This is a genomic window from Thermosporothrix sp. COM3, from assembly GCF_059696735.1.
The window spans coordinates 295,039-319,862 of sequence record NZ_AP019376.1 but is presented as its reverse complement, the minus strand read 5'-3'; the positions used below and the strand labels follow the sequence as shown (position 1 = coordinate 319,862).

Below are 24,824 nucleotides of genomic sequence, written 5' to 3'. Positions count from 1 at the left end.
AATACGGTATTGGCAGAGCTATTGTCAATAGGTATCGATATATCAATAACGAGAAAGGAGCGGTGCAAGAGAGTGAAATGCAGGAAGATCCAGAGGCCAGCGCCCCGGGATCTTCCGTGTCATTACCAGTGAGGAGGAAGGTGATCAGGCTGTTTGTGCTGCGTTAAAGATCTCGTATGCATCGTCGCCATAGTAAGGCGAATACATAATGCCATCACCCCGACCATAGTCGTTATGTCCGTTGACGGCCCAGGTGTTGCCCTGCCGGATAAGCCAGCCCCCGCCGCTACAGCCGCCGGTCATATTGCAGGAAATGCCGATGCCGCCATACTGAGGATCCTGTGAGACCACGCCGGATGAGCAGGAATACATACGCTGTCCGTTGAATGGCGGGGCTGCCGGATAGCCAAGCGAGAGGAATTGCTGATTCTGCGAGAGATTGTAGGCGAACCGAACCGCACCTACCGTTGCGTTTAGCGTGCTGCCATTGGTGTTGACCACCACGTCAGCCAGGTCAGAGCCAAAGGAGCCGTTGTAGTACCAGTCGGAGCTGGTATAGGCGGTGCGTTGAGACCACTGCCCCTTTGGACAGCTTCCGTCGCGGTATTGAGGGCAGAAGATCCAGTTGGTGTACCAGTTGCCGGCGGAGCCACCTTCAACCACGCAGTGACCGGCGGTGTCAACGACGCTGCCGTTCTGGCTCTGGGTTGACGTGCCAGAGCACTGGTAATCTTCGCCGGTGCGGCTATCGGTGAAGAAGATCTTGCCGATGGTTGAGTAGGGGAACTGGCTGTACGAGCTGACCGGGACCGCCGCCGCAAAGGGACGCATCACCCCGTCCTGCTTCTTCTGGTTCTTTTCATTCCCGATAATCAGGGTCTGAATCGGCTTCGCCGCTTTCATGCGGGCGGGTGTCCAGTAGTTGGACATCGAACGGAGCAACTTGTCTGGCGAGTGCGAGATAACCGAATGATGTTTGTTCGGTTTGGCTGCCTGCGCGGGTTGATAGCCCTGTAGCACCAGAAGCAGAGCAAGGCTCAAGGAGAGGAACAGGCCACCAATGATGAACATCCGTTTTTCCCTGTGCATAGTGAGACTCCTTTCTCCAGGGATCAATTATCGGCCGGTGCCTCACACGGATAGAGAACTCCGCATGCAAAACATCCATGCTTGCATGATGAAGACCGTGGAACCGTAGAGATACCGCGCTTCACACGGTTGATCCGTGCGACATGTACAGGAACAGTGAATAGCATTTCATGGGAGTATGTGACGAGCGAACGTGTTCAGGCTTTTGGTTGGCACCTCTGTACATGTGTCTATAGAATACACGAAAAAATAGAGAATTTCAAGTTTACCAGTACTACCCCGGGAAATGAATGAAAGTATGTACCAGGCTAGAGAAGAGGTAAAGGCCCCCGGATCGCTCCAGAGGCCCGCTGCTCAGGCAGAGGTTGCCCCCTCCGGCACACGCACTGTTTTCGCAAGACGCCCGAAGAACAACTGATCGAGAGACCAGCCCCCGCCGCCTAGAACGACCAGCGAGAGCGAGATGGCAATGGCAAGCAGGAAATACTCGACGCCTTCTCCTGTTGCCTGCCCGGACCAGTTCATGAAAAAGCCATGCTTCAGGTGGATCAACACCATTGCGGTCGTCATCACGCTCCCGATGCCAAAGGCGGCAACGCGCGTCAAAAGCCCCGTCAGAACGCCAAGCGCTCCGAAGAACTCCGCAATGATTGCAAGAAATGCCAGAATCGCCGGTATATGCAATCCCTGCGTGAATTGAAGCATTGCTCCCTCAAATCCATGTCCGCCAAACCACCCGAGCAGCTTTTGCGCCCCATGAGGGAACATCACGGCTGCCAGCGCCAACCGTAAGAAAAGAGTGGTCACGTTGGTTAATGGGGTTGTTTCGGTTTTGAATAGAACCATATTCACTCCTGACTTTTTTGCCCATGCGATACAGCAGGCATACCGATCTACGGCACGGCGCTCCTTGCACATGCCTGTGCAGTGGTCTGTTTCACTGCGTCCTGCATCACATGGGGAACAATCTGGCACCTTGACTGTCAAAGGGTGAAACCCTCGTTCAGTCACTTCTATTTCATGTACACTGTCGGCGCTTATCTGTCAATACCACATTTGTTTGAGGTATAATATTTTGTGAATAATAAAAAGCTGCTAAGTTATGGTTAGAAGGTGGTTTTCTCTATAGGCTACCGGAACAGAAAAACAGATATTCTGCTCTATTGTTGTATTTCAATGGATGAGAATGAAGAAGAAGGGAAGGACATACTTGACAGTAGAGTGACGCGATAGTAAAATAATGACTGTCAGTCATGGAATGAAATTGTGAGTCACAGCGTGAACAGAGATCTCGCTTTGTCTTATATTCTGGCTTGTGATGCTTGCAAGGGGGGTGAGTGGTTTTCTAGCCAATATATTGTTGTCTATCTATGCTCTATCACGCTTCATGGGACGATGGGGTCACTTTCTCGAAGAGGAACTGCTTGAACTGCTCGCCATCTGCTGTATGGGAGCGCCTCATTGAAGGAACGTCATCCGGTAGTCCCGGGGACCGGCCCGGGCTCCCTTTTTTCTATCCTCACTTTTTGAACCTGTTTGAACATAGAGAGATATCTATTCATGAATAAAGAACAAAGGAGAATCTCTATCGTTTCTAGTCGAGAAAGCATCTACTTTGATGCAATAGCAGTATTCGCGATGACTGTGAATACAGGAAGTAATGGGGGAAACAACAATGATACATGATTTACCGTTGCTGTTGAATATCGTAATGGCCCTCATTGTCGCCCTGATTGGGGCACATATCGCCCGTCTCCTCAAATTACCAACGATGGTCGGGTATCTGCTTGGCGGTGTGGCAATTGGTCCATTTACTCCTGGCTACGTTGGTGACTTATCGATGATTCAGCAGCTTGCTGAGCTTGGGATTATTTTTCTGATGTTCGGGGTCGGGCTGCATTTCTCTCTCTCCGACCTGTGGGCTGTGCGTCGGATCGCGATTCCTGGTGCGCTGCTCCAGATCGGCATTCTAACGCTGGTTGTTGTGGGCATCTCTCCTTTGATGGGCTGGTCGACGCAGGCAGGAATCCTGATCGGGTTGGCTCTCTCTATTGCCAGTACCGTGGTGATGTTGCGCAATATGATGGATGAGGGGTTGCTTAATACCCCGCATGGAAAAGTTGCTGTGGGCTGGCTGGTGTTGGAAGACCTGATTACGGTACTGGTGCTTGTCCTGCTTCCCACGATGACCTCGAGAAGTACAGAGCCGCTGTGGCAAACGGTCGGGCTGGCAATGGTAAAGGCGCTGGTCTTTGCCGCGATCATGCTGGTTGCTGGCACGCGACTGATACCCTGGTTGCTCAACAAGCTGGCGCTGGTGCAGTCGCGTGAGCTGTTTATTGTGGCAATTGTCGTACTGACGATTGGAACGGCGCTGGCGGCATCGCAATTCTTCGGGGTTTCGCTGGCTCTGGGCGCGTTCCTGGCCGGGGTTGTGGTCAGCGAGTCATCATTAAGCTATCAGGTAGAGGCGGAGATCTCACCGTTTCGGGAGCTCTTCACGGTGGTGTTCTTTGTCTCGGTTGGCATGCAGGTTAACCCGCTGCACCTCTTAAACTCGCTTGGTGGCGTGTTGTTGATTACGGCGCTGATACTGCTTGGCAAGTTCCTGATAACCCTTGTGCTCACGGCCATTCTGGCACGTTCGGCCAAAACGTCGCTGGTGCTGGCGGCAGGACGAAGCCAGATCGGTGAGTTCTCGTTTCTGCTTGGGAGCATGGGTGTCTCGCTTGGCGTGTTGACACAGGAACATTACTCGCTCTTGCTGGCGGGTGCAATGATCTCGATCATGGTGAACCCGTTCCTTTTCCGGCTGATGCCCTGGTTGGAGCGGCAATTACAGCGTGTTCCGTTCCTCTGGTCGCTCCTTGAGGGGAAACAGCGTGTGCCAGAACTGGAGCCAGAGCTCTTGAAAGAGCATGTGGTGGTGATTGGCTATGGTCGAGTCGGTGAACATATTGTCAGGGTTCTTGGTTATCTCAGATTACCCCGTCTGGTCGTTGATATGGATTTGCGTGTTGTGCAGGCGCTTGAACAGCATGGGGTCCCCGCGCTCTACGGGGATGCGGCCAGTTCGGAGATTCTGAAGCATGCGCATGTGGAGCGGGCTCGCGCTGTGGTAGTGACGGTGCCCGATGAGATCTCAGCTCAGTTAATTGTCCAGGCGGTTCGCGAGCGTGCAGCAGAGGTGCCGATTGTGGTACGCGCGGCAACGCAGGGCGGCATTCAGGATCTGTTTGCCCGGGGTGCAAGCGCGGTGATCCACCCCGAGCTCGAAGGCGGCTTGAATATCACGCGACAAACCCTGCTCTATCTGGGATGTCAGCGTGATGATATTCAGACCTATACCGATGCCATTCGACAGGATCGCTATGACCTCTCTCTCTCTACCCCGGCTGAAAAGCAGGCGCTTGAGCAGTTGAAAGCTGACGCACATCAGGCGCTGGAAGACGAACCAACGAGCGTTCAGAACAGCTAGGTCGGAACCGGGGGACCGAGTCAGGCGTCCCCCGGAAAACTTCTTTGTATTTTGCCTCTCTGTGTGATACCTCACAGTCTCTCTGTGACCTCTCTAACAGCAAAATCGCCCCATTTCAGGTATGCTTATTTCCATAGATGTAGAGAAAAGGCAATCCTTTGAGCAGGTAGAAGCCTTCAATGGACGGTTATCACTCCAGGTGTTTCTATACACCAGACATTGCTGAGCGTCCCTCATGCTCACATAGCTTTGTTTACCCTCCTTTTCTCTCCCAATACCGAAAGCCTGCCACCCAGAGATGAATTGGCAGGCTTTTTTTTATGCTCCGTTTTCATGGCGATAGGTCAGCACACGGGCCATAATGGCGGGATGAAAGAGTGCAGTGGGCGGACGCACCATATTCAGTACCTCCTGAAATGTTACTGAGATGGAGTGATCGACTGCGATTAAGGGAATCAGCCGCTCGAAGTAGAGATGTGTCAGACGCTGTAGTCCCCGGGCGCTTGCTCCCTTGATGACGCGATAGTCTGCGGCGCTTGCCATTTGCCAGGGAAAGTCTATCAGGCGAGCGAGCTTTTTCTGAAAGAGCAGCGGCAATTTTTCTGCGGGCGTGCCTCTGGTAGTACTCAGGAAGCGATCCAGGAGCAAAGCTTCAAGCGCCGCGACTGTCATTCCCTGACCATAGATAGGGTTAAACGTACATACCGCGTCTCCAAGCACAAGAAGCCCCGTTGGAAAGTGCCGAAGTTGCTCGAAATGGCGCAGATAGTTCTCATGCTGACGATAAGCGTAGATGGGAGAGAGCGGTTTTGCCTGCTTGATCGCTTCATACAGGCTCGGGTCGGCCAGGCTACGCGCGAACTCAAGAAACGATGCCTCGTCCGTTGGCGGATAATCCTTGCCCATGCCAACCAGCACAACCATCCAACGCTCAGGGTGCTCCTTATCGCCCTCTACACAGAGAATCGCCCCTCCGCGCTGTTGGGAACCTACTGCCTGAATCGCGACCAATTTCCAGGTTTCTTGAAAATTGGGAGGAGGTGCGTAAAAGCGTGTAACGTAGCCCAGATACGCATTGATGGCCGTTTCGCGTGGGGGAGAATAGCCGAGCTTATCAAGCCATTGGGGGGTGCGCGAGTAGCGACCACTGGCATCGACGACCAGATCAGCCCCACGCTCTTCAAGCTGTTTCTGCGCCGGCGGTTGATGATTCCGCTGATGCAAGCGAACGCCCCGGACCACCCCGTCTTCATACAGAAGCTCTCTCACCTCATGACCTTCCAGCAAGGTCAGGCGTGGGAACTTGCGGAGCTCCTGAAGCACCTGCCACTCGATGAGTTGCCGTGTGCAGGTGTAGCCACGTAAATGCGATGGTCGACGGGGGCTGCGTGCGCCATAGCAGAAAATCGTATCATTGATAATGTCGCGCTCGACCGCCCCATGAGCGCAGAGCTTCGCAGTAAAACCGGGAAAGAGCTTTTCTATTGCCTGTTGCCCACCCAGCAGGAGCACATGAACATGACGGCCCTGGGGGGTACCCGGACGAAAGGTCGGGATAGCGGGATAACGATCACGCTCAATCAGCGTGACTCCCTCATAATGGTTGAGCAGGACACGCGCGGCAAGGAGTCCGGCCATCCCGCCACCGATGACTATGGCATGTTTGCGTTGTGCAGGCATAAAGAGTCGTGTGTCTCCTTTCTCCAAGAGAATGCAGGCCGTAGCGGCCCTTTTTACTCGCTGTTCGTCTACTTATACTAACGGTTAAAAAGAGAAAAATATACAGTATAGAATAAGAAATGATATATATGTATACCTCTATGTAAGGGGTTGCTTCACGAGGGCAAAGGGCGCTCTTTGTTCGTGGGAATATGATATGATAGCCATAATTCGCTTTTTCAGTTGGAAAGGATCCTCGGCTTATGACTGTACCTCACGCGCGGCGCACGCCGTCTCGCTTCTCGGTCTCGACATGGAGCGTCAAGCGAGTGCTTGGCAATCCCGCTCTCTATGGAGTTGAGCAGGGCTTTCAGATCCCGCTTGAAACACATGGCAAGGGCACGCACACGCTGCTGGAACTGCCAGAACAGCTTGTCGTGCACGGCATCAGAACAGTGGAGATCTGTCATTTTCATCTGCCTTCGCTTGATTCTGGCTATCTGGCGGAGCTGCGGGCAGAGCTTCAACGAAGGGAAGTAGAGCTCTTTTCGGTGCTGATTGATAGTGGAGATATTGCCAATGCGGCAACGGCAGATCGCGACCTTGACTGGCTCACACGCTGGCTGGACATTGCGGCGGAACTGGGTGCACGTTGTGCTCGGGTTGCGGCGGGAATGGTCGCTTCCGACTCAGAGACACTTGCTCGCAGCGCTCAAAACCTGCTAACGCTTGCGGGGCGGGCCGAGCGTTCTGGCCTGCGCCTGATGACTGAGAACTGGAAAGAGCTGCTGAGCACGCCTGAAGCAGTGCATGCTCTCTTTGAGCGGCTGAACGGGCATGTAGGGCTGTGTCTTGATTTTGGCAACTGGCACGGCGAAACCAAGTACGCGGATCTTCGCTCGATTGCTCCCTATGCGGAGTCATGCCATGCTAAAGCCTACTTCTCGGAGACTGGCATTGATCATGATGACTATCTTGCCTGCCTTGAGTTGCTACAAGAAGCAGGCTTCTCTGGCCCCTACACGCTGATTTACGACGATGCAGACCCCGACGAGTGGGGGGGACTGCTCCAGGAAATGCACCTTATTCAGCCCTATCTTCAGGGGTAAGATCCGCCTCATATGCGGGAAGGGGGAAGCGCGGTATTTCCCCCTTTTTGAGCGTGCTACTTCAAGGTTGGAACGTGCTCCTGTAGCGTGCTAAGCAGTCGTCCAGGCTTCTGTTCTTCCTCCGAACCGGGCAGGGCCGAATAGATACAGCATTTGATATCGGGATCGCCACTGATATTGAGGCTGGCAAGTTCCAGTGTCAGATGACCGATCAGAGGATGCTGAAACGTGCGGTGGTCCGCGCATTTGCCCGCAACCTTCTGCTCCTCCCATTAAGCGCGGAAAACCGGGCTGACGCGCTTCAGTTTTATGATAAAGGCGCTGATCTCAGGGTCATCGAGATACGGTCCTGCACTTGCACGAAAAGATGCACTTATGTGCTGGCGCGTGAGCTTGGAGCGCGGGGGATTACCGTGAACGCGGTGTTGCCGGGACTGGTCGAGACGGAAGGGCCGCCTGAAGAGTTGCGTCCACACCGCTCGGACGAATGGCGCAGTCACAAGATATCGCATATATTGTTGCGTATCTGGCAAGCGAGCAGTCTCGCTGGATTACCGGACAGGCGATTCGTGCCGCTGGTGGCTTGATCTCACTGCTATGGCAGGCCCCATAGATCGCGCGCCTATGGGGCCATGTTTCCTGATCTCAAGGCGCTACAAAATCTTGCGCTTGAGGACCTGTTCCATGAGTTCCCACCCTTCCCGGCATGAGTCGCGAACAGGGTAGGGCTCGAAGCCGAAATTGAGGTAGAGATTGACGGCGCGATAGCTGGTTGTCTGCGTATCGAGCAGTGCCCGCTGGTGGTCCCGGGACAGACGTGCCAGTACGGCGCTTAACAAGGGCTTTGCCAGCTTTCTTCCCTGATACTCGGGCTCGATTGCAACCCAGTGAACACGCCCATATGCCTCGCCATTGAGCTCCCCATACCAGGCGGTTGCGGTGCCAATGGGTTCATCCCTGGCATTGACGAGGAAGAAACAGCGCTCCGTCATGCTTTCCAGGTGGTTGCCAAACTCCTCCTCGAAATGGTACAGGGCCTGCCCCTTATCGGGAAACTCGTCGGCCAGGTGCTCGATGCGGGCCCAATGGTGCTGCTCGCCAGGCCGAAAATAACGAAGGGCGAAGCCATCAGGACAGGAAAATGAGGGGAGATTGTCCAGGTCTTTGCGGATCATCGTCAGCGGAATGTATGGGACGGTGTGCATGGGTTACTCCTTCGTTTCTGAGAGAGGCGCTTGCAGCAAGGCGCGGATGAGCGGGTGAACGCGCTGCTGGAATGCCGAGCGTTCTGGCTGAAAGAGGGTCCCGATGAAAAAGGGATGCTCTGGCAGCTCGATAATACGCGCCTCGCCTTCGGGATCTTTGCCTGATATGAGCATATCATATTGCTGAAGATTGGGCCAGAACTGCGCATTGGGCCCATAGTTGCAGGTGCCGTATTCTTCTGTCACCTCGGGTGCGCCATAGATCGTCGCCACACGCGAGCCGGAAGCCAGCAGGCAGGTTGTGACAATGTTGGTGTTTGAACAGACCAGGGGCGTAATCAGTAGCAGTTCTGCGTCCGGGTGCTCTTCCGCGTGGTCCGCGTTGTGCAGCCCGGCCACATTGCGGGCGAACTCGATCAGCATATGCTGACAGCCGCCACAGGTGCCAAGCGTTGGGATGCGCTGCTCGCGGGCCCAGGTGATTCCTTTGAGTGCGCCTGCCATGCTGGCGTAGGGCGTATTTGGCACGAACCAGAGCGCCTGATAGGATGCCAGTTGTTGTGCCGTGTCGTCTTCAAGTTGAGACGTGGGCACCCATTCGGGCTCGCAGGTGTAGCCGAGATCATGAGCGGCTAATGTGAGCGCCTGGTGCGCGAGGACTCCTGGCTTATATTCGCCGATCAATCCGATACGCATAGAATAACGTTCATCCTTTCCCTTTCAATCTGACCCGTAGTATGCCAGAGTTTGCAGAAAAGCACATTGTCCTTTTCGCAGATGCCAGGCGCACCTGTTTCATGCTACAATGAAAGTCCCCCTCAGGGAGCGGCCCAGACGTAGACCAGTTGATCGATACCACCGGACGCGATATAGTTCCCGTCTGGCGACCATGCGACCGTAAGAACGGGTTTGGTGTGCGCAAGGTAGTGATTGGCGAGCTTCTGACCGGTTGAGGCTTCCCATACGCGGGTAGAGTTGTCGTAGCTGCCCGAGACGATCCGCGTGCCGTCTGGCGACCATGCAACCGACGTGACAAGGCCGGTATGACCCGTGATGGTGCGCAACACCTTACCGGTTGATGCATTCCAGATTTTGATGGTTTTATCATCGCCTGCCGTGACAAGCCGAGTGCCATCATGCGACCAGGAGACGCACTCGACCGGACCTTTATGGCCTGTGAAAACATGCCGGGTCTTGCCCGTGCGGGCTTCCCATATTCTGATGCTGCCCTCCTTGCCAGTTGAGGCGATGAGCGAGCCATCAGGCGACCAGACAGCGGAAAAAACCTCCTGCTTGTGTTCGGCATAGACGCGTTCTCGTTTGCCAGTTTTGGGATCCCAGAGGCGTATCTGTTTGTCGTTGCCGCCCGCAAGCAGAAGGCGCCCATCGGGTGACCAGGCCAGAGCGCGAAGCCAACTGGCGGGCTGTGTGTGGATCGTGCGCAGAGGGGCGGTCTCTTCCTCCGTTTTCCAGATCCAGATGACGCCTTCAAAGTCGGCGGCGGCAATCTGTTTGCCATCGGGCGAGAGGGAGACGGCCCACATCCAGGCATCACCGCCCCTGTGGGTGATGGGGCGCTCTTCGGTCTTTTTATAATTGAAATCCCAGACCTGGACCGTTTTGTCATTACTTGCCGAGACAATATGCTTGCTGTCGGGGAGCCAGGCAATTGACTTCACCCGGTCGCGATGCCGAGAGTAGGGGATAGGATATTGTGTCGTTGCTTTTTGGGTTGGTGATGGCGTCGGGGATAGCGGCGTCCGGGTGGGCTGAACCCGTGCTTGCTGACCGAGCGTGTTGCTTGCCCAGAGGGCTGCGGCCCCACCTCCCACGATCACTGCCGCGCCGATCCCACCAAGCAGGAAGAGGCGGCGTGATTGCTTTTGCGGAACGGGCTGCGGTGTGATGGGGTAGCGCTCCGTAGGCAGCGTATGTATTGATGGGTGAGTGGTAATGGGCTGTTCCGTAAAGTGAGGTGTGGACCCCGACGAACTTATCAGCAGCGTACCTGTTGAGCTGGCCGCCTGTGCGAGTGCCTGTGCGAAGTTCTCAATGCGTGAAAAGCGTTCTTCGGGTGCTTTGGCCAGCGCTTTGAGGAGTACCTGTTCGACAGCTTCGGGCAGGTCTGGCACCAGGTCGCGCGGTGGCGGTGGCGGTGCAACCCGCTGCTGTGTGATGACTTCGGTAATAGTGCCCTGAAATGGGCGACGTCCACAGAGCCACTCATAGGCAGTGATTGCCAGTGCATATTGATCGCTGGCGGGTGATGGTTTCCCCTCAATCTGTTCGGGAGCCATATACGAGATGGTTCCGGCCATGTTGTCGCGGATGTTGGTTGAGCGAGTGCTATGAGCGGTTGTGACAATACCGAAGTCGCTGAGCAATACATTGTTTGCCTCGTCAAGCAACATATTTTCTGGCTTGACATCGCGATGGATCAAACGGCGGTCATGGGCATATTGCAGCGCCGAGGCAACCTGTGAAATAGAGGAGACGATATCGTGCAAGGGAACTCGTGTCCCGGGCCGATAACGCTGGCGTAAGGTGCCGTTTGCGGCATATTGCATGATGATGATAGGGATGTTTTCGGCTGTGACATCAAAATCAAAAATCTGAAGAATATGGGGATGATTCAGGCGCATGATACGCGCTTCGCGAATAAAGGATTTGATGTCCTCGGCGTCTGTCAGGCGGGCGTGGAGCACCTTGACTGCAACTCGCTGTCCTGTGTGCAGATGTTCGCCCTCATAGACGTCGCTGAAGCCCCCCTTCCCGATCTGCCGAAGCAGGCGGTATTCGCCCAGACGTTGCCCGGGTTGTAATGCTGTGTTGTCTGTATTCATAGCATCCATAGCATACCTGTTTTTGATGAGTCTGTCAGTAGTTGTTTTGTAGCATATCAGATTTTGCCTTGAGAGAGAATGAGCAAGTTCACTTCTTGAGAAACTGTGCACGAACAAGCCATATTGTACGTCAGGTGTAGAAGAAAGCTGTTGCTCTGGAACAGGAGAAGATGATGACACAGGAGAAGCGAGGCTATATGCTGCGTGAAAATGAAGGACAGGCGTATTGGTTTTTGAACGCGCTGGTCCTCACAAAGGCATCCAGCGGACAGAGTGAGAACGCCTTTGCCTTGCAGGTAATCACTGCCACACGAGGGCAGGAACCGCCGCGTCATATCCACTATCATCAGGATGAGTGGTTCTATATCATCGAGGGAACGATGTCGATCCACTGTGGAGACGACACGTGGCACGCTGAATCAGGCGCTTTTGTGTGTATGCCGCGCGGGGTGCCGCATTCCTTCACCATTGAGAGCGAGCAGCTCAAAATGCTGGTGATCACGTCACCCGGGGGACCGAAAGGGTTCGATGCCTTTGTGCAGGAGCTCGGGAGACCGGCGGAACAACTGACGCTGCCGGAGCCTGAGAAGCCAGACCTTCAGCGGCTGCGCCAGATTGCTCAAAAGTACGATATCGAGATTCTGCCTCCCGCTGCATACTGACTGAGCAGACAGCCAGTATGCACCCGGCGCTCAGGCATAGCGACGGAAAATCAGTGAGGAGTTATGTCCGCCGAATCCCATTGAGTTGGAGAGGGCGACGTGTACTTTGCCTTCGCGGGCCACATTGGGAATGTAGTCGAGATCGCATTCCGGGTCGGGTGTGTGGAGGTTGATCGTCGGGTGCATCATGTTGGACACAATGCTGAGCACGCAGACAGCAGCCTCGATTGCGCCCGCGCCTCCGAAGGTATGGCCGAGCATCGACTTGGTGGAACTGATCGCCAGTTTGTAGGCGTGATCGCCGAAGCATGTTTTAATGGCCTGGGTCTCGGTTGCGTCATTGAAGCGGGTACTGGTTCCGTGCGCGTTGATATAGTCGACCTCCTCGGGACGCAGGTTGGCCGTCTCAAGCGCGATCTGCATGGCGCGGACCAGCCCTTCGCCTCCCGGAGCAGGCTCGGTAATGTGGTAGGCGTCGGCGGTTGCGCCATAGCCGACCATTTCTGCAAGGATCGGTGCGCCGCGCTCTAACGCGAAGTCCAGTTCTTCCAGTAAGAGGATACCTGCGCCTTCGCCCATCACAAAGCCGTCGCGTTCGGCATCAAAGGGACGGCTTGCACCCTGAGGGTCATCGTTGCGGCGCGAGAGGGCATGCATATTCGCAAATGAAGCGATCCCGAGCGGGGTAATGCCACGCTCCGAACCGCCCGCGAGCATTGCCTTTGCGGCGCCCCGACGAATGGTCTCCCAGGCTTCACCGAGCGCGTTGCCGCTGGTTGCACAGGCGGATACAGCAGCCCAGGTCGGCCCTTTTGCTCCGGTGAGCAACGAAACGGCTCCGGCAGCCGAGTTAATCATCATCATGGGGATCAGGAATGGGCTGACGCGAGCCGGGCCCTTTGTATGCAGCACCTCGAACTGCTCGTGCAGGGTCATCAGTCCGCCGACGCCACTGCCAACACAGACGCCGACCTGAGGGGCAATCTCGTCGGTGATGGTGAGGTGTGCCTGTTCCAGTGCCTGTTTCGCTGCGCCTACCGCCAGATGGGTGAATGGATCATTGCGGCGAATCTCCTTACGGTCCATGTAGAGGGAAGGATCAAAGTCCCGCACTTCGCCAGCAAAACGAACAGGATAGTTGCTTGCATCAAAGTTGGTGATAGGCCTGATGCCGGATTGTCCCTGACAGAGCGCTTTCCAGGTTTCTTCGGTGGTATGACCAACAGAGGTGATTAACCCTATACCGGTAACAACCACTCGTTTCATTGCTCTTTCTCCCTTCAAAATACTCATCCTGTAACAATGGTACCTGTTTTGCCAATCAATCGCCCAGACATGAAAAAACCTGAAGCATGCTAGAGATGATATGCTTCACAGGTGGGCTGCAAGCTATTCCGTATGGAGTCCCTGGTAGATTGCTTCTGCTGCTCGAAGCGTGTGTGGGCGCTTCTCTTCCTAAAGCATACCACATTTGATGGGAGATCAGGGGGAAGGGTGAGTGAGAGTGGGCTTTCGCCTGAAGAACGCGGGTGGCTCCGGGAAACAACTTCGCACAGTATACAGACTGCCACTATACCTACATTGCACCCTATCTTCAGGCGAAAGCCCTCGTCTCGCTTTCCTGAGTTCGCTGTACCGATTTTTCCGACCTGCTCTGAGTATAGGGCTGCTGGCTCTCAAATGGCTCTCAGAAACGCCTTCTTTTCTCACGATGGGATCACAAGAGCGAAATCGATAGCAAAAAATTCGAGACCTGCTTTTTTGCTGTCTGGTGGTATAGACAACTTTACCAATTTTGAGTACAATAGAAAGAGAACACGTTATCAGATATTTTTGTTCGTGTATCGGTGCAGATGACTACCTAAGGAGGGGTAGTAATGATGTTGAGCAAAGAGGCAAAGCAGCGCTTAGTGAACATGACGTTCATTACCCTTTTTCTCTTAAGTCTCTCTTCGGTTCTGGCATTTGGCGCTCCCCGGGCGCATGCTGCGACGCTGGCTGCCTGTCAGGAACCGGCCTGGAGCGCTACGGCTGTCTATACAGCAGGAGCACGTGTTTCCTATAACGGCAAGGTGTATGAGGCCAAATGGTGGACTCAAGGCGAGCAGCCCGACCTGAGCGGACAATGGGGTGTCTGGAAATATGTAAGCGATTGTGGCGGCGGCACAGAGGACAAGGAAGCGCCTTCGGTGCCGGATGGCTTGAAAGTGACGGGGGTCACCGCTTCCAGTGTCTCCCTGAGCTGGAATGCCTCCACTGATAATGTTGGTGTGACCGGCTATGATGTGTACCGCGGCACGACGCTGGCAGCCAGCGTAACGGGAACCTCCGCGGTTGTCACCGGGCTGGCTTCTGACACGACCTATACGTTCACGGTACGGGCGAAAGATGCTGCCGGGAATGTTTCGGCGGCCAGCAGTGCGGTCAGCGCGAAGACCGCGCCCGGCGATTCGCATGAGGTGACGCGGCATTACGTCACCTATGCAAGCACCTGGAATACCAGCCTGTACGATCTGGTCCCCGAGAATATTCCCAACTATATCACTGATGTGAACCTTGCGTTTGCCCGACCGGATACAGCCTATCAGCGCGGCTCATTCGAGTTCGATCAGGCGGTTGCTGGCTTCGAGTTTATTGAAGGTGCAACGACCAATAACGGGCAGAAGAAGCTGACAGCACAGCAGGCACAGGATCTCCGCAATATCATTGCTCAGCTCAAGGCGCGTAATACATCGGTCTGGGTCTCGGTTGGCGGCTGGTCCTACAGTCAGGGAAGCCAGTGGAGCCGCTTCAATGCTGCTCATGTGGTTGATCTGGCCCTTGATCTTGGCGCGTCTGGCATCGATATCGATTGGGAGGCAGAGGGAGATTCCTGTAACAAGCAGCCCGCTGCTCAGTTCAGTTGCACGAAAGATGGCGAGATCATCGGGATTATCACCAACCTCTACAACGAGATTCACACACGGAATGCCAACCTGAAGATCTCTGTTGCTGGCTGGTCGACAGGCGCGTATTATGTGGCTGGAACGCCATTTGAAGAGGGAAAGGTGCAGTGGGGCTCGCCCTTTGGAGGCGTCATGTATCGCGTCGTGAAGGATAAGGGCAGCATGATCGACATGATTAACCTGATGAGCTACGACGGGGGCGACTACTATGATCCACGTGAGGGCTACGAGTCGTATCGCGCGATTTATAATGGCCCGATCAATGTGGGGATGGAGATCGCGCCAGAGGGCTCCGGGGGCGCGGTTCTGAAAGTCGATGCTCCCCCGGGAACTGTGTATGATGCCGATATGTTGACCGGGCAGAACAACATTGCGTCGCAATATTACAACGTGGAGACGCTGGTCAAGTATATCAAGAACAAGGGACGCGCCTTCGATGGCTTCATGCTCTGGCAGCTCTGGAAGCAGCGTGTGCATCAGCCAGCTCCAGCAGGCGCGGCGACCGAGAACAGCGCCGGACAGTATGTCTGTCGCAACCTGCCGCTCGTGGGCGATTGTAACCAGACTATTCCCAACCTACCGAAACGAAATCCGTGAGCTTTTCCGTATTCATGGAGCGGGCGTTTGCAATGGCTGCAAGCGCTCGCTTTTTTTGCAGCAGGCAAGAAAGAATACTCCTGTTATTGTATAATCGTTCTATCGTTTTACTATAGAGAAAATGAAAGGATTGTCCTTAAGTATGTCTGTAACCGAAGACGAGATGCAGCACAGCACGGAATTGGAGCCTACGCGTCTCTCCGCATTCTTTGACGGCGTGTGCGCGATTGCGATCACATTGCTGGTGCTGAATATTCACATCCCTGAGATCTCCTGCATGCAAGGGCGCTGTCAGCGTTCTCTCATGGCAGAGCTTCTGACACAATGGCCCAACTATACCAGCTTCTTGCTGAGTTTTGCGCTGGTGGGGGTTGTTTGGCTGAATCACCATTCCCTGTTGAGCTATGTAAAAAAGACGAATCATGCATTGAATGTGCTCAATCTTTTGTTGCTTCTTGATGTTGTGCTGCTTCCATATCCGGCGGCCCTCATCGCTTCCTATATCGGGACAAGCGAGCAACAGACGGCCATTCTGGTCTATAGCTGCGTCTGGTTTCTTGGATCTATTTGTTTCAATCTGATCTGGTGGTATATTGTGCGTACGCCCCGGCTCCGCGATCCGCTTGTCAGCCCTACCGAGTTGAAGCGAGTGAGCCGGCTCTATCTGTTGGGGCCGCTTACCTCAGGGGCGGGCGTGATCTGTTCGTTGTTCTGGCAGGGAGTGCCGGGTCTCGTGCTTTGTAGCTGCATCGTAGTCTTTTATTTATTGCCGGTTATGGATCGTAACAATCAGAAGAAGGAGCGCCTTTCGCATAACTTAGAAAAAAGGGGGAGACAGTAACGAACACCAGAACATATTAGATCGGTAATTGGCTTCATTCTCCTCTTTTGAGGTAGAAATGGGGATAGTATCTTTTCCCGGCAAAATACTATCCCCGTTCTCTTTATCGCTCAAGGGCATCGAAGGCGACAAGCAAGTGCTTCGGTCCACGCAGGGAAGCATTGTCACGATAGGGTGGCGGATCGGTAACCAGGCGCGGGTTCTTCAGGCGTCGTGCCATGATCCGCAGGGCTTCCTGGGCCTCAACTCGGGCGAGGGGAGCGCCAACGCAGAAATGAATTCCTCCGCCGAAGCCGAAATGTTCATTGTCCGGGCGTCCAGGGTCGAAGATGTCAGGATGATCGAAGCGAGCCGGGTCGCGGCTCCCCGAGGCCAGCATCAACGCGACCGTGGCCCCTTTCGGGATGGTCACGCCCGCAATATCGATATCGGTCAGCGTGGTCCGCGTACGGAAGTGGACCGGTGGCTCGAAGCGAAGCAGCTCCTCAATCACGTCGATCACATATTCGGGCTGCTCGCGAAGGCGCGCAAGGTGCTCCGGGTAGCGAAGCAGCGTCAGCATGCCATTCGTAATCAGGTTCACGGTGGTTTCATGACCGGCGATTAAAAGCAGCATCATGGTGACGATCAGATCGCGCTCGCTCATCTGGCCTGCCGGGTCGCTTCCGACAGCCAGACCGGAGAGTAAATCGTCTCGCGGGTGCTCACGACGTTCCGCTATCAGGCCATCCATATATTCACCCAGTTGAGCTACAGCCTGCCCGGCCTGCTGAATCTCTTCCTCGGTCATACTCTGTGCTGGATCGAGGCCCCGAGCGAGAATTGTTGCCCAGGCGTGGAAGCGTGGTTCATCTTCGCGAGGGACGCCGAGCAGGTGACAGATCACAGTCACAGGGAGCGGGTAGGCGAGGTGATCGACGATATCGAGCTGTGCCCTGTCGCTCTGTTCCTCAAGCAGGCGATTTACCAGTTGCACGACCTGCGGACGCATCCCTTCAATGCGCTCGGGCGTAAACTGATGCATGACCAACCGACGAAGCCGGTCATGCTCTGGTGGATCGAGGAAAATGAACGGTGGATGGCTTTCCTGTCCCTCCGGCACAAGCTTTGCTGAAGCGACCAATGAGCCGGCTCCATGCGTGCTTTTGCGCTCATCGGAACTGATACGCGGGTCATGCAGCAGTGCTGAGATCTCTTTGTAGGTGCTGACAACGTAGGTCCCGTCTTCCTGACGCGACACCGGGGTTTCTCGCAACTGCGCATAGAGCGGGTATGGATTGGCCCGGCTGGCCGGATTGAGTATCTGTGCATAGAGTTTTGCCTTGTTGATGGTTTGTGTCATGGCTTTCTCCATCTCGACTACAATAACGGCGTTCCGGGTGGAATGCGTGGATCACGCATGGCTGAGGCTGATATCTCCGCGGGGCCGGGCCAGGGACCGGTGGCAGTGGCATCAGCACTATGGGTGGGCAGGTCTTCAAGTGGCACTCCGGCAGGCACCGGGTGCAGCTCCGGGGGCCCGTCCGCGGCGTGCAGCATTGGCGGGAATGGCGCGCGCTGCTCAATCATTGCTTCATAGGCAGGAAGCCAGCGCGGCTGATTAATGGCGACCGCTGCGACAATGCGACCCTTCTGACCGTAGGCGGCAACAAAGTGGAGATCCGCGACACTACCCTGCGTGACCACAACCTCATCTGCAATAGAGGGAAGCCCGACCAGTTTGAGGTTGACGTTGAATTGGTTGGACCAGAACGCGGGCAGCGCTTTATGCGGGCGGCGCTCGGAGGGTGGGCAGATCATATTATGGGCCGCAATCTGGGCCTGGTCGACGGCATTGCCCCAGTGCTCAACCGCGATCAATTCGCCGCTATAGACCGGATGCGGCCAGCGCGCGACATCACCGGCTACAAAGATATCATCCAGCACCATGCCATCCTCGCTGAAGACGCGGCAGGAGGAATCACACGCGATGCCTCGTCTATCAGCGGCCAGCCCCGATCCCTCAAGCCATTCCGTATTGCGAATCGAGCCAAGCGCGACGACCGCTACATCGATATCAAGCGTGTCGCCGTCGGAGAGTCTGGCCTGTCGAAGATGTCCCTGCTCGTCTCCGATCAGCTCCATGACAGTGGTGTTGCAGCGCAGATCGACACCACAGCGGCGCTGCAAGCGGGCGGCAACCGAACCGGCGGCCTGACCGAGCGCCCCGGCCAGCGGCGTCGGGCCGCGCTCAACGACGGTGACGGGTAGATCCAGCTCCCGGCAGACAGAGGCAACCTCTGAGCCAATGAAACCGGCTCCAATAATCAGGACACGCTTTGGTCTGCTTGCCAGGCGAGCATGGAGTCCGGCGGCGTCGTCGAGCGTGCGAATGGTATAGACGCCGTCAAGGTCCGCTTGCTGCTGATCGGGCCAGGGACGAGCGCGGGTGCCGGTCGTGATCAGCAGGCGATCGAAATCGACCTGCTGTCCGCCCTCAATCGTGACCTGCTTCTTGCGTGGGTCCAGTCGCACTGCTGGCACACCAAGCAGCCAGTCCGCCTGAATGTCGCGCAGGCGTGGAAGTGTTGTATGCTCGACCGGGAGCCAGCCTGTCAGCACGGTTTTTGACAGCGGAGGGCGGTCATATGGCGCGTAGGGCTCATCGCCGATGATCGTCAGTTGCCCGTTGAACCCCTCGTCGCGGAGCGTTTCCGCTGCTCGCAGGCCCGCCAGGGAAGCGCCAACAATAACGATATGTCCATCTACCTGACGTTGCGTCATGATGCACCGTCCTTTTTCTGCGTTCGGGCTCGTGGCTGCTTCGTCACCGGGATTGGCTCGCTTGTCCGCTCGATACTGATAGCGCGTACCGGACAGGCTGCGGCGGCCCGTTCAACCTGCAAGCGCATGGAATCATCAGGTGCATAGTCGAACTCAAGGGCTTCTTCACCATGCATATGGAAGACGCCCGATGCCGCGAAGACGCATTGTCCATAGCTCTGGCAACGGTTCAGATCAACAACAATTCTCATTGTATACGCTCCTTCACCTCGATCATATATCGAAAAGAGATGCCTTCCCTGCCGGTCTGATTCTCTCTATACTATACGGGTTACGTTTTATATAGCGATCATGTTTCAGGAAGAGAGGGAATATGCGAGTATTGTGCCGAGCGGCTTCAGATGCAACGTCTTTTTCATGAAAATGTCCCTCTCGCTCGATTTCAGATGCGTGATTTCCACTGACTCTGGAGCTTTTTGACATGCGATGGAGAAACGTGCTATTCTTTATGAAGCTATCTTTTTGAATGATTATGTGAAAGAATGGGAGAGACAATGCAAGATTGGAATAGACAGATTATTGAGCAGTTTCGGGCGAATGGTGGCAAAATCGAGGGACAGACTGAAGGTCAGGGAATGTTGCTTCTCACGACCACCGGGGCGAAAACCGGCAAACAGCACACCACACCACTGGCCTGTATCGCTGATGATGATCGATTCATTGTGATCGCCTCTTATGCGGGAGCACCGCATAATCCTGCCTGGTATCACAACTTGCTGGCCCATCCCGAGGTGCAGGTGGAGACAGGAACCGAGACAGTGAAGATGACGGCTACGGTCGCGACTGGAGCGGAACGAGAGCGCCTCTGGGCGAAGATGCTGCAAGTCTACCCCGGATTCGCTGAGTATCAGCGGAAGACGACCCGACAGATTCCGGTTGTGATCCTGCATCGCTAGCAGGGGGAAAGGGAGAGATTCCCCCCTCCCTGCCTGTGCGCTTTTAGCCCTGATGATAGTGCTTGAGTGCCTGATTCAAGAATGCGGCTTCTTCCGGGCTGGTACTGTACTGAGGAATGGGCTTCTCGTTCTCCGGGAGCTGGCTGTAATTCTGCCACCACTGGTTCAGGCCTGCCTCGACTTCGGCATCACCCCGGTGAACTGCTGAACAAGCTCCTGGTGCTGTCTGGCGAGTGCTTGTGCCTCGGGGCTGGCGGGATCTTTCCCCTCGACGGCCAGCCGCTTTAACTCAGCAAAAACGGCGTTCCATTGTTGACTGACCCGCTGCTGATCTTCCCCTGTCCAGTTCTGGCCCCATTGTGCGATTTTTTGTGCGGCTGCCGGGCTGTAGGATTGACGCGACAGCTCGGCCATCTTTTGCTGCTCTTCCGGGGTCAGGTAGTTGTTTACCCAATCGTTTGGCGTATTCATTGGTTGCTTCTTCCTTTCTGTGCTTCGTCTGATGGCGTCGCTGAAAGAAGCATACAGGATGACGTAGCGTCACCCTCAAGCCCTGTTTAGATCAACTCATTTTCAGAAGGGAAGCAAAATTCAGTTTCCGGCGTCAGCAAGTCGTTCTTCCAGCGGCAGAGTATGAGCCGCTCGCGCCGCACTCAGAGCCGGGTGAGCAACGATTTCAAGTTGTCCAATCGAATATGTTTCGCGAATATGGGACAGGACACGCTCACGGTAGTCTGCCTCATGGACCAGCAAGCCGCCGACCAATGCCAGAGGGAAGCCCTCGCGCGGGAAGTGAAGGCGATTGGCCAGCGCGGTACAGGTGCGAGCCAGCTCGTAGGCGTTGCGCTCCACGATCTCCTGAGCGATAACATCACCCGAGCGAGCAGCCTCAAAGACAAGGCGCGAGAGGCGGGCGACAATAGCGCGGCCAGTTGGTGCGTAGACCTGCCCGATCACCTCTTCAACGCGGCGGAGCTGCCATTCCTGCATGATTCGATCAAGAAGCACGGTTTCTGCGCCGCGTCCATCTGCGTACTGTAGTGCGGCTACCAGCGCATTCTGACCGATTGTATAGCCGCTTCCCTCGTTGCCAAGCAGATAACCCCAACCGCCAGCGCGGGCCTTTTGTCCCTGTGCGTTGCGTCCGAGCGCGATTGAGCCGGTTCCTGCGATGATGGTCACACCGACTCGCTGTTCAAGCGCACACAGGCCAAGCTCTGCATCGTTGGTAATATGGAGGATAGCAGCGTATTTCGAGAGTGAGGGAAGGATAGCGTCAATATCCTCCTGACGGGCGATCCCGGCGATGCCAAGCCAGCCCTTCTGAAGCGGCAACGAGCATCCCGCGTTTCGAGCGGCATCCTCAATTGCACTCTGCATCTGTTGAATGGCTGCTTCCAGCCCCACCTGTGTGAAGTTGGCAGAGCCTCCCTGCCCGCGCCCGACCTCCTGCCCTGTTGCGTCAACAATCACCGCGTAGGTTTTGCTCCCACCACAGTCAAGCCCGAGGAAATAGTTCTCCATAAAAAGAAGTACCTTTCTTGTCAGTAATGGTTATGAACATAGCATCGGTTTCGAGGCGCTGTCAACATTTCTGCCCGCCTGATACATATGCTATAATCAGGAAGACTTGAGAAGGGAGCGAGGGAGAACGTGAAGCAATTCTCACCGGATTTTCTCCGTGTTGCGGCCATTACACCTGAGTTGCGCGTTGCGGATGTGCGCTACAACACACAGGCGATTATTGAAGCCTTGCGCCAGGCGGCGGCTCAGGGGTGTCAGGTGGTACTTTTTCCGGAACTATGCATTACAGGGTATACCTGTGCCGATCTCTTCTATCAGCAACTGTTGTTGCAGCGAGCAAGTGAGGCACTACAGGAGATTGCGCAGGCGGCGGCAGACTATCAGCTTGTGGCGCTGGTCGGTTTGCCGATGGAGGTAGAGGGAAAGCTGTATAACTGTGCTGCTCTGGTCAGTGGACAGGGCGTTCTGGGCATCGTTCCTAAGACCTATTTGCCCAATACCAACGAATACTATGAGGAGCGATGGTTCAGTTCTTCCAGAGATTGTCCTGTTGATACGATTCAGCTTGCCGGGAAAGCGATTCCTTTTGGTACCGATCTGCTCTTTACAGCGACGAACTTCCCGGGCTGTGTGCTCGGCATCGAGATCTGTGAGGATCTATGGGCTGTTGAGCCGCCAAGCGGGCGTATGGCGTTGGCCGGAGCGACTGTCCTGTTGAATCCCTCAGCCAGTGATGAGATCCTGGGGAAAGATGGGTATCGCAGGGCGCTGATTCAGCAGCAGGCGGCCCGCTGTCTGGCGGCCTATATCTATGCCGCTGCCGGACCTGGCGAATCGACCACGGATGTGGTCTTCGATGGACACTCGGTCATCTGTGAGAATGGTCTGATTCTGGCTGAAACGGAGCGCTTTCAGTTCTCGACACAGATAGCAGTTGCGGATGTGGATGTGCAACGACTCAACCATGAGCGCCTGCGCAATAGCAGCTTCTCGTCAGCTCTGCCTCAGCAGGCGTTCAGGAAGATCGAAGTGACCATCCCTGCTGGTCTTGTGGAGCGCGAAACCCTGATCCGGCCTGACCTGACACCGACGCCGTTTGTGCCGGCGAACCCTGCACTGCGGGCGCAGCACTGTCGGGAGATCTTTCAGCTTCAGGCGATCGGGCTGGCGAAGCGGCTCAAGCACACAGGCATGAAGCGGGTGACACTCGGGCTCTCGGGCGGGCTTGATTCGACTCTGGCCTTGCTGGTCGTGCAGCAGGCGTTTCAGAAGCTCTCGTTGAGCAGTGATGGCATTGTCGCGATTACCATGCCCGGGTTTGGCACCACAAGCCGCACGCTTACCAATGCCGAAAGGCTGGCAAAATCGCTCGGGATCACGCTTCGACAGATCCCGATTCGTGACGCGGTGTTGCAGCATTTCCGCGATATTGACCATGATCCCAATACGCATGACATCACGTATGAGAATGCACAGGCTCGCGAGCGGACTCAGATTTTGATGGATGTGGCGAACCAGATCGGCGGAATGATGGTCGGTACTGGAGACCTCTCGGAGCTGGCGCTTGGCTGGTGCACCTATAACGCCGATCATATGTCCATGTATCATGTGAATGCCGGGGTGCCGAAGACCCTGGTGCGCTACTTGATCGAGTGGTGCGCTGAGAGCGTCTATACCGGCGAAACCAGCGAGGTGCTACGCGATATCAATGCGACGCCAATCAGTCCGGAACTCTTGCCGCCCGATGCGCAGGGCAAGCTGGTTCAGGAGACGGAGGCGACTATAGGGCCCTATGTATTGCATGATTTCTTTCTGTACTATGTGGTGCGGCATGCTTTTACACCGGACAAGATTTTCCGGCTGGCCCGTCAGGTCTTCGCGGCGCATCATACGCCTGCGGAACTGGTGCGCTGGCTGCGCGTCTTCTATCAGCGTTTCTTCCATGCACAATTCAAGCGGTCAGCGATGCCCGATGGGCCGAAGGTCGGTTCGGTTGCCCTGTCACCGCGCGGGGATTGGCGTATGCCCAGTGATGCAAGCGCAGCGCTCTGGCTTCAGGAGCTAGACGAGCTACAACAAAGCATTGAGGAAGGGTAGCGCTTATTGAGGCCGCGTCCGAGGTGATGCGGCCTCTTTGCTCGGTCAGGCTGAGAGCTCCGGGGCAGCCTGCCAGGCCAACACGTGCTGAAGCAGCTTCTCCCGGTTGTGGATCAGCCATTCCTCGCGCCAGAAGGTATGCTGGACCCGATCCAGCATGCGGGCATCGGTTTCCAGCCCGGCAAGATAGCGCCCGATCCGGTGAATGAGCGAGGCAGCATCTCGCAAACGCAAGACATCGGGCAGCGCGAGCAGCTCATCTTTGTGCAGGGGAAGATGGGCGGTATATGCGCGTCCGAATGCATCGATAACCTCCCACTCCTGCTCGCTGCCCATCAGGTACACCGGCCACCAGCTTAACGCAACGCAGAGGTCCAGCACCCGCAGATCCGTTCCGGCGAACTCGAAATCAAGCACGGCTGTGACCTGATTGCCCTGTACCAGAATGTTCGCCGGGTCATAGTCGCGATGGAGCAATTGTTGCGGGAGTCGCTGATAGAGGCCCGGCGTCCGTTCCATAATATCCGTAAGCAAGGCGCGGAGCCGGTTGCTCTGTTCAGGCTCTAGCGGCAGGCGCTTGAGTGCAGCGAGTGGATCGGGGACCAATGGATAGGCGTGCGCGAAGTCACCAAAGGCTGTCTGCTCAGGTGCAGGGAGATCAAGCGTCGCGAGGGCGCTGTCAAGCTGTGCAAGTGCGACCCCGGCTGCACGAACCAGCGGGAGATGATGCCGTTCGGTTGGTGCTCCGCTCCCCTTGCCCGGCAGGCGACGCATGAGCATGACAAGCGCCGTGCCATCATGGAGTAGATGTTCTCCTGTATGCGTCGATAACGGTACTGGAAGCGAGAACGAGAGTTGCTGCTTTGCAAGTTTAATGAGCAATTGGATCTCGTAGAGGATACGAGATACGTTATGTCTTCCCGGGGTGATGCGCAAGACATACTCTTCTCCCTCCTCGGTCTGAACGAGCCAGCTTGTATTGTTAGTTCCGCTTGTCAGCGGTGAAATATGCACAGGTCTGATTGACCAGGCGTCCAGGTACTGGTGCATAACGGT

General features: G+C 55.6%; 22 protein-coding genes. 8 read left to right on the top strand and 14 right to left on the bottom strand.

Annotated features, from left to right (window positions below):
- Positions 1-144 precede the first annotated feature (144 nt).
- Together KTH_RS01390 and KTH_RS01385 are read right to left on the bottom strand one after the other, a co-directional pair.
- Positions 145-1,089, bottom strand: coding sequence for a trypsin-like serine peptidase (locus KTH_RS01390; protein WP_111319918.1), 945 nt, complete (start codon positions 1,087-1,089; stop codon positions 145-147).
- A 354-nt stretch (positions 1,090-1,443) separates the two neighbouring features.
- Positions 1,444-1,935, bottom strand: a complete 492-nt coding sequence (locus KTH_RS01385; protein ID WP_111319916.1) for a DoxX family protein — start codon at positions 1,933-1,935, stop codon at positions 1,444-1,446.
- Positions 1,936-2,764: 829 nt separating this feature from the next.
- On the opposite strand from KTH_RS01385, the gene KTH_RS01380 reads away from it, so the two are divergent.
- The gene (locus tag KTH_RS01380; protein WP_170142401.1) at positions 2,765-4,567 is read left to right on the top strand and encodes a cation:proton antiporter; all 1,803 of its coding nucleotides are present in this window, start codon (positions 2,765-2,767) and stop codon (positions 4,565-4,567) included.
- A gap of 318 nt (positions 4,568-4,885) precedes the next feature.
- Here KTH_RS01380 and KTH_RS01375 read toward each other — a convergent pair whose 3' ends face one another.
- Entirely contained in the window at positions 4,886-6,247 is a 1,362-nt protein-coding gene (locus KTH_RS01375) for an NAD(P)/FAD-dependent oxidoreductase (protein ID WP_111319912.1), read from the bottom strand.
- Between the two features lie 242 nt (positions 6,248-6,489).
- On the opposite strand from KTH_RS01375, the gene KTH_RS01370 reads away from it, so the two are divergent.
- The gene (locus KTH_RS01370; RefSeq protein WP_111319910.1) at positions 6,490-7,335 is read left to right on the top strand and encodes a sugar phosphate isomerase/epimerase family protein; all 846 of its coding nucleotides are present in this window, start codon (positions 6,490-6,492) and stop codon (positions 7,333-7,335) included.
- 56 nt (positions 7,336-7,391) lie between these two features.
- Here the strand turns inward: KTH_RS01370 and KTH_RS01365 are convergent, their stop codons facing one another.
- Positions 7,392-7,547, bottom strand: a complete 156-nt coding sequence (locus tag KTH_RS01365) for a hypothetical protein (protein WP_428843952.1) — start codon at positions 7,545-7,547, stop codon at positions 7,392-7,394.
- A 275-nt stretch (positions 7,548-7,822) separates the two neighbouring features.
- On the opposite strand from KTH_RS01365, the gene KTH_RS01360 reads away from it, so the two are divergent.
- On the top strand, positions 7,823-7,948 hold the full coding sequence (locus KTH_RS01360) for a hypothetical protein (RefSeq protein ID WP_211326049.1): 126 nt from the start codon (positions 7,823-7,825) through the stop codon (positions 7,946-7,948).
- Between the two features lie 40 nt (positions 7,949-7,988).
- On the opposite strand, the gene KTH_RS01355 is transcribed toward KTH_RS01360, so the two are convergent.
- From KTH_RS01355 to KTH_RS01345, 3 genes are all read right to left on the bottom strand, one after another.
- On the bottom strand, positions 7,989-8,540 hold the full coding sequence (locus KTH_RS01355) for a GNAT family N-acetyltransferase (RefSeq protein ID WP_111319908.1): 552 nt from the start codon (positions 8,538-8,540) through the stop codon (positions 7,989-7,991).
- Between the two features lie 3 nt (positions 8,541-8,543).
- On the bottom strand, positions 8,544-9,236 hold the full coding sequence (locus KTH_RS01350) for a CTP synthase C-terminal region-related (seleno)protein (protein WP_111319906.1): 693 nt from the start codon (positions 9,234-9,236) through the stop codon (positions 8,544-8,546).
- Between the two features lie 122 nt (positions 9,237-9,358).
- Entirely contained in the window at positions 9,359-11,392 is a 2,034-nt protein-coding gene (locus KTH_RS01345) for a WD40 repeat domain-containing serine/threonine protein kinase (protein WP_111319904.1), read from the bottom strand.
- A gap of 161 nt (positions 11,393-11,553) precedes the next feature.
- Here KTH_RS01345 and KTH_RS01340 point away from each other — a divergent pair, with 161 nt between their 5' ends.
- Entirely contained in the window at positions 11,554-12,045 is a 492-nt protein-coding gene (locus KTH_RS01340; protein WP_111319902.1) for a cupin domain-containing protein, read from the top strand.
- Positions 12,046-12,075: 30 nt separating this feature from the next.
- Here the strand turns inward: KTH_RS01340 and fabF are convergent, their stop codons facing one another.
- Positions 12,076-13,311 (bottom strand): beta-ketoacyl-ACP synthase II, encoded by a 1,236-nt coding sequence (gene fabF / locus KTH_RS01335; protein WP_497616014.1) that lies wholly within the window; start codon positions 13,309-13,311, stop codon positions 12,076-12,078.
- Between the two features lie 611 nt (positions 13,312-13,922).
- Between fabF and KTH_RS01330 the strand changes: the two genes are divergently transcribed.
- Together KTH_RS01330 and KTH_RS01325 are read left to right on the top strand one after the other, a co-directional pair.
- Positions 13,923-15,587: a glycosyl hydrolase family 18 protein gene (locus KTH_RS01330; protein ID WP_497616012.1), complete on the top strand. Its 1,665-nt coding sequence runs from the start codon at positions 13,923-13,925 to the stop codon at positions 15,585-15,587.
- Positions 15,588-15,729: 142 nt separating this feature from the next.
- The gene (locus tag KTH_RS01325) at positions 15,730-16,428 is read left to right on the top strand and encodes a TMEM175 family protein (protein WP_497616010.1); all 699 of its coding nucleotides are present in this window, start codon (positions 15,730-15,732) and stop codon (positions 16,426-16,428) included.
- A 103-nt stretch (positions 16,429-16,531) separates the two neighbouring features.
- On the opposite strand, the gene KTH_RS01320 is transcribed toward KTH_RS01325, so the two are convergent.
- From KTH_RS01320 to KTH_RS01310, 3 genes are read right to left on the bottom strand one after another with little or no spacing between them, the layout of a single operon-like run.
- Positions 16,532-17,770 (bottom strand): cytochrome P450, encoded by a 1,239-nt coding sequence (locus KTH_RS01320; RefSeq protein WP_497616008.1) that lies wholly within the window; start codon positions 17,768-17,770, stop codon positions 16,532-16,534.
- 17 nt (positions 17,771-17,787) lie between these two features.
- Positions 17,788-19,191 carry an NAD(P)/FAD-dependent oxidoreductase gene (locus tag KTH_RS01315; protein WP_111319894.1) on the bottom strand — a complete coding sequence of 468 codons (1,404 nt, stop codon included), beginning with the start codon at positions 19,189-19,191 and terminating at the stop codon, positions 17,788-17,790.
- A complete protein-coding gene (locus tag KTH_RS01310) occupies positions 19,188-19,442 on the bottom strand; it encodes a ferredoxin (protein WP_111319892.1) in 255 nt (84 codons plus the stop codon). The genes KTH_RS01315 and KTH_RS01310 overlap by 4 nt, the downstream gene beginning before the upstream one ends.
- A gap of 303 nt (positions 19,443-19,745) precedes the next feature.
- Here KTH_RS01310 and KTH_RS01305 point away from each other — a divergent pair, with 303 nt between their 5' ends.
- Positions 19,746-20,147 carry a nitroreductase family deazaflavin-dependent oxidoreductase gene (locus KTH_RS01305; RefSeq protein ID WP_246046272.1) on the top strand — a complete coding sequence of 134 codons (402 nt, stop codon included), beginning with the start codon at positions 19,746-19,748 and terminating at the stop codon, positions 20,145-20,147.
- A 165-nt stretch (positions 20,148-20,312) separates the two neighbouring features.
- Here KTH_RS01305 and KTH_RS01300 read toward each other — a convergent pair whose 3' ends face one another.
- Together KTH_RS01300 and KTH_RS01295 are read right to left on the bottom strand one after the other, a co-directional pair.
- Complete coding sequence (locus KTH_RS01300) at positions 20,313-20,618, bottom strand: TipAS antibiotic-recognition domain-containing protein (protein ID WP_497616005.1); 306 nt, start codon at positions 20,616-20,618, stop codon at positions 20,313-20,315.
- 120 nt (positions 20,619-20,738) lie between these two features.
- Entirely contained in the window at positions 20,739-21,671 is a 933-nt protein-coding gene (locus tag KTH_RS01295) for a BadF/BadG/BcrA/BcrD ATPase family protein (RefSeq protein WP_111319886.1), read from the bottom strand.
- Positions 21,672-21,800: 129 nt separating this feature from the next.
- Between KTH_RS01295 and KTH_RS01290 the strand changes: the two genes are divergently transcribed.
- The gene (locus KTH_RS01290; RefSeq protein ID WP_497616003.1) at positions 21,801-23,768 is read left to right on the top strand and encodes an NAD(+) synthase; all 1,968 of its coding nucleotides are present in this window, start codon (positions 21,801-21,803) and stop codon (positions 23,766-23,768) included.
- Positions 23,769-23,813: 45 nt separating this feature from the next.
- On the opposite strand, the gene KTH_RS01285 is transcribed toward KTH_RS01290, so the two are convergent.
- Positions 23,814-24,818 carry a phosphotransferase enzyme family protein gene (locus KTH_RS01285; RefSeq protein WP_497616001.1) on the bottom strand — a complete coding sequence of 335 codons (1,005 nt, stop codon included), beginning with the start codon at positions 24,816-24,818 and terminating at the stop codon, positions 23,814-23,816.
- Positions 24,819-24,824: the final 6 nt, after the last annotated feature.

What these genes read in the sequence shown, in the direction of transcription:
- KTH_RS01310 (WP_111319892.1), bottom strand. Translation starts at nt 19,442, where the DNA reads ATGAGAATTGTTGTTGATCTGAACCGTTGCCAGAGCTATGGACAATGC.
- KTH_RS01315 (WP_111319894.1), bottom strand. Translation starts at nt 19,191, where the DNA reads ATGACGCAACGTCAGGTAGATGGACATATCGTTATTGTTGGCGCTTCC.
- KTH_RS01295 (WP_111319886.1), bottom strand. Translation starts at nt 21,671, where the DNA reads ATGGAGAACTATTTCCTCGGGCTTGACTGTGGTGGGAGCAAAACCTAC.
- KTH_RS01345 (WP_111319904.1), bottom strand. Translation starts at nt 11,392, where the DNA reads ATGGATGCTATGAATACAGACAACACAGCATTACAACCCGGGCAACGT.
- KTH_RS01320 (WP_497616008.1), bottom strand. Translation starts at nt 17,770, where the DNA reads ATGACACAAACCATCAACAAGGCAAAACTCTATGCACAGATACTCAAT.
- KTH_RS01305 (WP_246046272.1), top strand. Translation starts at nt 19,746, where the DNA reads ATGCAAGATTGGAATAGACAGATTATTGAGCAGTTTCGGGCGAATGGT.
- KTH_RS01360 (WP_211326049.1), top strand. Translation starts at nt 7,823, where the DNA reads ATGGCGCAGTCACAAGATATCGCATATATTGTTGCGTATCTGGCAAGC.
- KTH_RS01285 (WP_497616001.1), bottom strand. Translation starts at nt 24,818, where the DNA reads ATGCACCAGTACCTGGACGCCTGGTCAATCAGACCTGTGCATATTTCA.
- KTH_RS01380 (WP_170142401.1), top strand. Translation starts at nt 2,765, where the DNA reads ATGATACATGATTTACCGTTGCTGTTGAATATCGTAATGGCCCTCATT.
- KTH_RS01375 (WP_111319912.1), bottom strand. Translation starts at nt 6,247, where the DNA reads ATGCCTGCACAACGCAAACATGCCATAGTCATCGGTGGCGGGATGGCC.
- KTH_RS01300 (WP_497616005.1), bottom strand. Translation starts at nt 20,618, where the DNA reads ATGAATACGCCAAACGATTGGGTAAACAACTACCTGACCCCGGAAGAG.
- KTH_RS01390 (WP_111319918.1), bottom strand. Translation starts at nt 1,089, where the DNA reads ATGCACAGGGAAAAACGGATGTTCATCATTGGTGGCCTGTTCCTCTCC.
- KTH_RS01350 (WP_111319906.1), bottom strand. Translation starts at nt 9,236, where the DNA reads ATGCGTATCGGATTGATCGGCGAATATAAGCCAGGAGTCCTCGCGCAC.
- KTH_RS01340 (WP_111319902.1), top strand. Translation starts at nt 11,554, where the DNA reads ATGATGACACAGGAGAAGCGAGGCTATATGCTGCGTGAAAATGAAGGA.
- KTH_RS01330 (WP_497616012.1), top strand. Translation starts at nt 13,923, where the DNA reads ATGATGTTGAGCAAAGAGGCAAAGCAGCGCTTAGTGAACATGACGTTC.
- fabF (WP_497616014.1), bottom strand. Translation starts at nt 13,311, where the DNA reads ATGAAACGAGTGGTTGTTACCGGTATAGGGTTAATCACCTCTGTTGGT.
- KTH_RS01370 (WP_111319910.1), top strand. Translation starts at nt 6,490, where the DNA reads ATGACTGTACCTCACGCGCGGCGCACGCCGTCTCGCTTCTCGGTCTCG.
- KTH_RS01325 (WP_497616010.1), top strand. Translation starts at nt 15,730, where the DNA reads ATGTCTGTAACCGAAGACGAGATGCAGCACAGCACGGAATTGGAGCCT.
- KTH_RS01355 (WP_111319908.1), bottom strand. Translation starts at nt 8,540, where the DNA reads ATGCACACCGTCCCATACATTCCGCTGACGATGATCCGCAAAGACCTG.
- KTH_RS01385 (WP_111319916.1), bottom strand. Translation starts at nt 1,935, where the DNA reads ATGGTTCTATTCAAAACCGAAACAACCCCATTAACCAACGTGACCACT.